Raw genomic sequence first — 7,094 nt, 5'->3', positions numbered from 1 at the left:
GAATTCGAACGAGTGTATGAAAGAATACACACTGAGGCTGAGCTTCTGGCAGGTTAAAATGGGGAGAATTTTCTTATTTTAACTTGTACTAAATCTTGACATAGGACCATAGTGATGTAAAATTTCCAGATATGGAACACTATGATATGGGTAAAGCAAGTGATATGGCATTGTATTTAGCCCATTGCGATTTCTATCCCTTTAGGAGTGTAATAGAAAACAATAAAATAGCTCTTGATGCAATTGATGAGAGCTACAGAAATCTGGCGGAAGAAGCAAGATTAAAAAATGATTTTTTTACTGAGCAATGGGCTATGACAAGCGGGACTTTACATTCTTGTCGGGTGGATTTGTTGACTCAATATTCATTGCTTTTAACAATGGTATCATTATTAGAAGAAGCAGTAGAGTTGGAAGAACGGATTGAAGATGCAAAGCTGAGAAAAAGTTCTATCGAAATGGAAACAATCACTCTGGACAATATTTACAAGCTTATGCTGAATTTCGGAAAGCTCTATGATATAATACATTTTTTAAGACGGGAAATGCTTGATTTTACGGCATTTCCCGTCTTTTTTGTTTCTAATTTGTTACTGGTTCAGCGTAAAAAATATTATTTTAACAGGGCAACGGTTTCCCGTAACTGTTCAATAGTCTTGTGATTATACACCCTGTTTCCCACATCCTTTGACTTATGACCCATCAGCATATCAATACATTTTCTGTTGCCTTTGGCATTGTCAAGATTGGTTTCAAAGGTGTGCCGTGCTTCATGCGGTGTCTTGTCTGCACCTATCTTTTCCATGACTTCACCCCAACACTTATAGTAATTTGCCTGACTGAACTTTTTGCCCTGATAAGTGAACAGGTACTTATTCCCTTCATCAACCAGCGCTTTCACAAATGGTTTGATGCGGTCATGTATCGGAACAATACGACACTTTCCGGCAGCGGTCTTGATTCCACCTTCAAAGTACCAGTCCTTGATGTTTACCTGTTCAGTTTTCATTCCCAACAATTCCTGTAATCTGAACCCCGTATATATGTAGATCAGCACGGTATTGACCCAAGGGTCATCTTTTATTTTCCACAGTGCATCAACCTGTTCAGGCGTGAACGGTTCACGGGTGGTATCAGGTATTGGTGGGGCGGTGGTAATTTGTGAATACATTTTATCTATTAGGTCAATTTCAAAAGCAAAACGGTCAAGGTGACCGAACAGATTCTTGATTGACCATTGTGTTGAATACCCACACCCGCAGTTGTCAATGCAGTCTTGCATCTGATAAGATTTCAGTGATCGGTACTTCACACCGTAGTATTTTGAACAGTGCTTGAACGCTGAACGCAAGGACTGCTGATTTGATTTTCCTAACTTTGGTAATTTGATTTCAGACCAACGCTGATAGAGTACAACCAAGGTGACCTTTTCCCGGTCAATGTCCCAAGGGTTGTTGTTATATTCAGCCAATAGGATGTTGGCTTTTTCTTCTGTTTCAGCGTAACCGATAGGGGTTTGTTTTGCGTGTCCCTGTTCGTCATATATGGTGACCTTGGCAAGCCACGGGCGTGAACGGTTACCCTTCAACTTGGTCACGCATCCGTAACCGTTTGGGTTTCTTCTTCCCATGTATATCATTCCTTCCTGATTGAAATTTCAAGGAATGGATGATATAATTAGGATTGCATAGCCTATATCATCCTATTCCTTGGTATAGAGTTATAAGAACCCTGACCGCTGCAACGGTTGGGGTTCATTTTTGTTCAGTTATAATTCAATATGTGAAGGTGCTGCAACACCTTTATTCTGTAAATCAAGAAATTTTCCATATTCCATTGCCGTTCCCCAAAAGGCAAGCATACCTTTGTCATATTCCACAACCAAGTAATACTTCTTTGCACCTTTTAATTTTGATGTGTTTTTTGCCTGACCGTGATATTTTAACATGAACTTTTCTTCTTCCATTGCTGAAAATGACTTGATTCTGTTCATTGGAAGTGTAACCGTAGTTTCAGGCTTGATTCTTTTGATCTCAAATACATCACCTTTCACTTCAATTCTGCAAGGGTAATCAGTCGCAAACCCTTCAATTCCTTCATAATGTCCTACTGGTATTCCTGATTCTTTCTTTTTTCCAAACATTTTTACCTTCCTTTCATTCAGTAACCGTTGTAACGGTTGGTAACGGTTTAAGTATCTGTTATAAATGCAGTATTATCAATAGGGTAACGGTTAGTAACTGTTGATAATTGATTTTCTTTATATTTTGATTATGTAGTAATTCTAATGTAAAAAATAAAAAAGTAAAAATATAGAGTATAGAAAAACAACAGTTACCCGTTACCAACAGTTACCTTTTGGAAAAGTCAACCCATATTATGCCGTTTGACTTCCTGATGATTCTTTTTTGACAGAATATTTTTCATCATCCAGTAATGTGTTAATTCGTTCAATGACTTTAATTCTGTCAACTGCATCCAGTTTAATAAATGAAGAAATCACAAATTGGGTTTCTTCATCATAAACTTGTTTTACCAGTTCAACAGATTCAGACTGTTCTTGAATATTTGAACAATCCATTAGATCACAAACTGATACACCAAGTTTTTCTGCTATGATCTTTAACTTGGATGTGGGGACATCGTTAGTCCCTGATTCAATCTTTGAAATAGTTGACCGTGCGTTGTCCGTATTCCACCCGCAAAGGTTGGCAAGTGCTTCTTGAGAAAGTCCTTTATCGTCCCGGTATTTTTTGATGTTATTACCAAGAATTTTCAGAAAATCCTTCTTTCTGTCTACCACAAATGTCACCCCCTTTCTATATGTAATTTTACTATGTTAGGGACTGAAAATCAACTTTTTTTAAGTTTTTTATAAAAAATAGTTGACATTCAATCCACATGGGTTTATAGTATGAAATGTGGACGGACAATCCACAAGAAACAAAGCAAGTAGGAAGGACACGGGTGAAGCGATAGGGCTACACGCAAGTGACATGGTGGTCAGGCTGCCGGATAGCAGATAGAGCGTGTGAAGAATAAACATGACCCGTCAAAGTAGTTGAAGAAAACAGGAACGGTAGGGCAAGAAAGCACAGTGTACCGCACTATTTGAAGAAAGCGGACAGGCTGAACCAATCGGCACTTTACCCCTAAAACAAGAAACCGTTAAGTGGAAGAATCAACCGCACGAGATGACACAGCACTTTGTTTCAGGGTCAGGAAGTTCCCCGACTTCCTGACTACTTCAAAAAGAACTGTTGCAGCAGTTCCGGGGAAAAGAACCAAGGAATAGGATTTCAGTTCTTTCAAAAAATTGTCTATTGTGTGTCGGTCAACAGGTTTTGGTGGTTTTAATGTGAAACCCCGGCGGTTTGAACAGCACCGTTCAAAAAGTTCAATGATGTGTAACAGGTTTTCAGATTTTAATGTGAAATCTGATAAAGGAAAGACACCCCTGATTGTACTAAGGTGTGCTGACAATAGACAACTTTTTGAAGGAACTGGGAAAGGATAAAGGCAATGATTGATTTCATAAAAGATGCGGATTGCACCAAGGAAACGCCCGTCAGATTAGGTGTTCCTGATGCACCGATATATGGCAAGGGCATCAAATTGAAACCAAGGGTTGACGGTAGAACTGATTCAGAGCATTTCAAGAAAATCTATTTGCCGGAACTTTTACCACTTGAAGAATATGATCTGATAGTTGTTTTGATTTCCGGCGGTAAGGATTCAGTTGCTTGTTACCTAAAACTTCTTGAACTTGGTGTACCAAAAGAAAGAATAGAGTTTTGGCATCACGATATTGACGGCGGGCATCCTTCAAGGCGTATGGACTGGAAATGTACCCAAAACTATGTAAAAGCACTTGCAGATGCAGAGGGTATCAAGTTAAGGGTTTCATACAGGGTGAATGGTTTCTTTGGTGAATTGTACCGCATAGGTGCATCAGAACCGATTGAATGGATTGACCCTGATACTGGGGAAGTCAGACAGTGCAAATTGTCAAGTAATTACCTGAAATGTAAGGAACTGAAAGAACAGGCAACAGAAGAAATGGAAGAACTTCTGAAAAAGTATGGTTATAGAATGAAGTTCCCCGCAAAAACTGGTGATCTGTCACGGCGTTGGTGTTCCGCTTATTTGAAAATATGTGTTGCAGATACCGTTGTCAGTAATCTTGACCGACTGGGTGAACTTGAAGAACTTGGTGGAAAAAGACACAAGTTCCCGGCAAAAGGCGGTACACATTCAGGGCGGTGGTGCAGCGGTAACTTAAAGGCAGCAGTCCAAGACAGTGTGACGGCAAACCTTGAAGAAACCAAGCATGATAAGAAAATACTGATTGTGTCAGGTGAACGCCGTGGTGAATCTGCCGGACGGTCAAAGTACAATGAAATGGAAATACACCGCACCAATGCAGAAGCCAAGGCACACAGAATCGTTCATCAATGGCGGTGCTGCATTGATTATTCTGAAAAGGATGTGTGGGAACTGCTGAAACGGCATTATATAACCCACACCCATGTTACAGGATAGGTTGGAACAGATGCAGTTGTATGATGTGTATATTTTCAACACCGCGGTTATTTGCCGGAGTAAAAGAGCTTTTCCCTGATGATTATGCTGCACTAAGGCATGATGAAGAAGTTCTTGGGTTCACACTGGATAACAAAAAGAATCTTGATGAATTTATCGGTGATACACAGTCTTGCGTGTGTTGGAAGGATAAAGCAGCAATACATTCAATACTTACTGGTGAGTTCAACACAGATGACATATACACAAATAATTGGAATTATCCTGTTGGTGCATTTCATGGTGCTGACGGTGGTTCATGTTAGAAAGAAGGTGATTATGTGAAGAAAATAGTTGTAGCATGGATTGAACAGATTCTTGAATTTCCAACCAAACTTGAATACCTTGCGTACATAGAAAGCCTGAAAAAAGGCAAACCGCAGAAGTTCAAGGAAACATCATTTAAACAGTTGAAATCAGGAGTTGTTAGAATAACGATCAGGAAACAGTATAACAATAATGCGTTCCCTGATGATGAAAAGGAAGGTGAAAAATAAGATGATTAAAGGTAATTTATTAAGAGAAAAAATTGATGCTTGTGGTTTCAAATTGGTTTACGTTGCTAAACAGGTTGGGGTTTCTTATCAGGCGTTTTTGAAAAAACTCAACAATGAAACAGAGTTCAAAGCAAGTGAGGTAATGATCTTGAAAGAACTTCTTCATTTGACAGATGATGAAGTTATGGAGATTTTTTTTACCTAAAATGTGGATTTACAGTCCACAATAAAGAAAGGATAGGTGATAAATTATGAAATTCAGCGAAAAGTTGAAACAAGCTATGCAGCAGTTAGGAATCAATCAGGCACAGGTTGTTGGATTGACCGGGAAAAGTAAGGGGTCAATCAGTATGTACCTGAATGACAAGACCACACCGTCAGAACAGGTTCAAAGTGATATTGCAGTATCACTTGGACTTACCCCTGACTATTTTGAACAGGAAGAAACCCCGGTGACCTTCAAACCTTCCAAGTGTGAAGATGGCATCCCAACATTGACAGTACATGAAGTTGCTAAGTTGATGCACAAGCACACCAACACAATAGCACTTGGGTTACAACAGGGAGTTTTCCCTTGGGGGTATGCGATTCATACCAGTGAACACCGTTGGTCATATTTCATCAATGCAAAGCGTTTTGCAGAAATCGAAGGGGTGATCTGATGCCAAAGATTGAGTATAAAAGCATTAAGTTTCAGCAGAAAAGTCTTGAACTGATAAACCTTGTGAATCAGGTGGTTGAAGAATATCAGGCACAGGGATATGAACTGACACTTAGACAGGCATATTATCAGTTAGTTGCCCGTGGGTACATCCCCAACAATGAACGCAGTTATAAGAACATTGGAAATCTTATCAATGACGGTAGACTTGCCGGGTTGATTGACTGGCATAGCATCACAGACAGAACCCGCAACCTTAGAAGCAATAGTCACTGGGACAATCCGGCTGATGTGATCGCATCTGCAAGATACAGTTATCTGCTGAACAAGTGGGACGGTCAACCGAACTACGTTGAAGTGTGGGTTGAAAAGGATGCCTTAGTTGATATTGTGGGACAGGCTTGCAGACCACTTGACACACCATATTTTTCATGTAGGGGTTACACTTCACAGTCAGAAATGTGGTCAGCAGCACAGCGTTTCATTAGTCAAGATTACCGTGATAACAGGGTGATTATTCACTTAGGTGACCATGACCCAAGCGGTATTGATATGACAAGGGATATTCAGGAACGCTTGCAGATGTTCGGTGCTGATGTGTATGTGAAGCGTGTAGCACTGACCATGAATCAGATTGGTACATATAACCCACCACCTAACCCGGCAAAGATCACTGACAGTAGAGCATCAAAGTATATTGATGAATACGGCAATGAATCTTGGGAACTGGATGCACTTGAACCACAGGTCATCACTGATCTGATAACCAATGAGGTCACAGCACTAAGAAATGATGAAATTTACCGTTCAGTATGTGATTCAGAAGAACGTGGAAAAGATGAACTTAAAATGATAGAACGCAACTATGACAAGGCTGTTGCATTTTTAGAAAGTGAGGAATAGGAAAATGGAAAATAACAATACCGTTCAGAATGTAGTGCATGGGTTCAAAGTGTTCAGACCTGATTGGACTTGTTCACCTAATGGTAACACTAAACAGTACACTTGCCCCGGAAAATTTGAGGAAGAAGGGGAACTTGATGTTTGCGGTCATGGTATGCACTTCTGTCAGACTGCTGCCGACTGTTTCAATTATTACAGTTTCAACAGTGAAAACAAGGTTGCAGAAGTCATTGCTTATGGTGATGTAAGAACAGACGGTGACAAGTCATGTACTGACAAATTGGAGATCGTGCGTGAAATCCCGTGGGATGAAGTGTTGCGAATCGTCAATATTGGAAAGAATTGCACGGGTCGCTGCAACACCGGGAACTGGAACACCGGGAACTGGAACACCGGGAACTGGAACACCGGGAACTGGAACACCGGGGACTGCAACACCGGGAACTGCAACA

General features: G+C 40.3%; 11 protein-coding genes. 8 read left to right on the top strand and 3 right to left on the bottom strand.

Annotated features, from left to right (window positions below; all coding sequences use genetic code 11):
• Positions 1-146 precede the first annotated feature (146 nt).
• The gene (locus DXA97_RS21355) at positions 147-662 is read left to right on the top strand and encodes a hypothetical protein (RefSeq protein ID WP_243107780.1); all 516 of its coding nucleotides are present in this window, start codon (positions 147-149) and stop codon (positions 660-662) included.
• Here the strand turns inward: DXA97_RS21355 and DXA97_RS19180 are convergent.
• The 3 genes from DXA97_RS19180 to DXA97_RS19170 form a co-directional block, all read right to left on the bottom strand.
• On the bottom strand, positions 614-1,630 hold the full coding sequence (locus DXA97_RS19180; RefSeq protein ID WP_118721429.1) for a tyrosine-type recombinase/integrase: 1,017 nt from the start codon (positions 1,628-1,630) through the stop codon (positions 614-616). The genes DXA97_RS21355 and DXA97_RS19180 overlap by 49 nt on opposite strands.
• Before the next feature lie 138 nt (positions 1,631-1,768).
• A complete protein-coding gene (locus DXA97_RS19175) occupies positions 1,769-2,143 on the bottom strand; it encodes a hypothetical protein (protein WP_118656792.1) in 375 nt (124 codons plus the stop codon).
• 234 nt (positions 2,144-2,377) lie between these two features.
• The gene (locus DXA97_RS19170; protein ID WP_182436967.1) at positions 2,378-2,803 is read right to left on the bottom strand and encodes a helix-turn-helix transcriptional regulator; all 426 of its coding nucleotides are present in this window, start codon (positions 2,801-2,803) and stop codon (positions 2,378-2,380) included.
• Positions 2,804-3,522: 719 nt separating this feature from the next.
• On the opposite strand from DXA97_RS19170, the gene DXA97_RS19165 reads away from it, so the two are divergent.
• The 7 genes from DXA97_RS19165 to DXA97_RS19140 all read left to right on the top strand — a co-directional run.
• A complete protein-coding gene (locus DXA97_RS19165; protein WP_243107779.1) occupies positions 3,523-4,542 on the top strand; it encodes a hypothetical protein in 1,020 nt (339 codons plus the stop codon).
• 20 nt (positions 4,543-4,562) lie between these two features.
• Positions 4,563-4,847: a hypothetical protein gene (locus DXA97_RS21350; RefSeq protein ID WP_243107778.1), complete on the top strand. Its 285-nt coding sequence runs from the start codon at positions 4,563-4,565 to the stop codon at positions 4,845-4,847.
• 15 nt (positions 4,848-4,862) lie between these two features.
• Positions 4,863-5,078 (top strand): hypothetical protein, encoded by a 216-nt coding sequence (locus tag DXA97_RS19160; RefSeq protein ID WP_118656788.1) that lies wholly within the window; start codon positions 4,863-4,865, stop codon positions 5,076-5,078.
• A 1-nt stretch (position 5,079) separates the two neighbouring features.
• Positions 5,080-5,283: a toxin-antitoxin system, antitoxin component, Xre family protein gene (locus DXA97_RS19155; protein ID WP_118656786.1), complete on the top strand. Its 204-nt coding sequence runs from the start codon at positions 5,080-5,082 to the stop codon at positions 5,281-5,283.
• Positions 5,284-5,329: 46 nt separating this feature from the next.
• Positions 5,330-5,740 (top strand): helix-turn-helix transcriptional regulator, encoded by a 411-nt coding sequence (locus DXA97_RS19150; RefSeq protein WP_015527587.1) that lies wholly within the window; start codon positions 5,330-5,332, stop codon positions 5,738-5,740.
• Positions 5,740-6,642, top strand: a complete 903-nt coding sequence (locus tag DXA97_RS19145; RefSeq protein WP_015527586.1) for a hypothetical protein — start codon at positions 5,740-5,742, stop codon at positions 6,640-6,642. The genes DXA97_RS19150 and DXA97_RS19145 overlap by 1 nt, the downstream gene beginning before the upstream one ends.
• 4 nt (positions 6,643-6,646) lie before the next feature.
• On the top strand, positions 6,647-7,094 hold a 448-nt coding region (locus DXA97_RS19140; RefSeq protein ID WP_182436966.1), incomplete at its 3' end, for a pentapeptide repeat-containing protein.

The sequence above is a fragment of the Clostridium sp. OF09-36 genome, assembly GCF_003481985.1.
Classification (GTDB): Bacteria; Bacillota; Clostridia; order Lachnospirales; family Lachnospiraceae; genus Brotaphodocola.
The sequence above is the reverse complement of the archived record's forward strand: the minus strand, read 5'-3'. Positions and strand labels throughout refer to the sequence as shown.

What these genes read in the sequence shown, in the direction of transcription:
- DXA97_RS21350 (WP_243107778.1), top strand. Translation starts at nt 4,563, where the DNA reads ATGATGTGTATATTTTCAACACCGCGGTTATTTGCCGGAGTAAAAGAG.
- DXA97_RS19145 (WP_015527586.1), top strand. Translation starts at nt 5,740, where the DNA reads ATGCCAAAGATTGAGTATAAAAGCATTAAGTTTCAGCAGAAAAGTCTT.
- DXA97_RS19180 (WP_118721429.1), bottom strand. Translation starts at nt 1,630, where the DNA reads ATGGGAAGAAGAAACCCAAACGGTTACGGATGCGTGACCAAGTTGAAG.
- DXA97_RS19165 (WP_243107779.1), top strand. Translation starts at nt 3,523, where the DNA reads ATGATTGATTTCATAAAAGATGCGGATTGCACCAAGGAAACGCCCGTC.
- DXA97_RS19150 (WP_015527587.1), top strand. Translation starts at nt 5,330, where the DNA reads ATGAAATTCAGCGAAAAGTTGAAACAAGCTATGCAGCAGTTAGGAATC.
- DXA97_RS19155 (WP_118656786.1), top strand. Translation starts at nt 5,080, where the DNA reads ATGATTAAAGGTAATTTATTAAGAGAAAAAATTGATGCTTGTGGTTTC.
- DXA97_RS21355 (WP_243107780.1), top strand. Translation starts at nt 147, where the DNA reads ATGGGTAAAGCAAGTGATATGGCATTGTATTTAGCCCATTGCGATTTC.
- DXA97_RS19175 (WP_118656792.1), bottom strand. Translation starts at nt 2,143, where the DNA reads ATGTTTGGAAAAAAGAAAGAATCAGGAATACCAGTAGGACATTATGAA.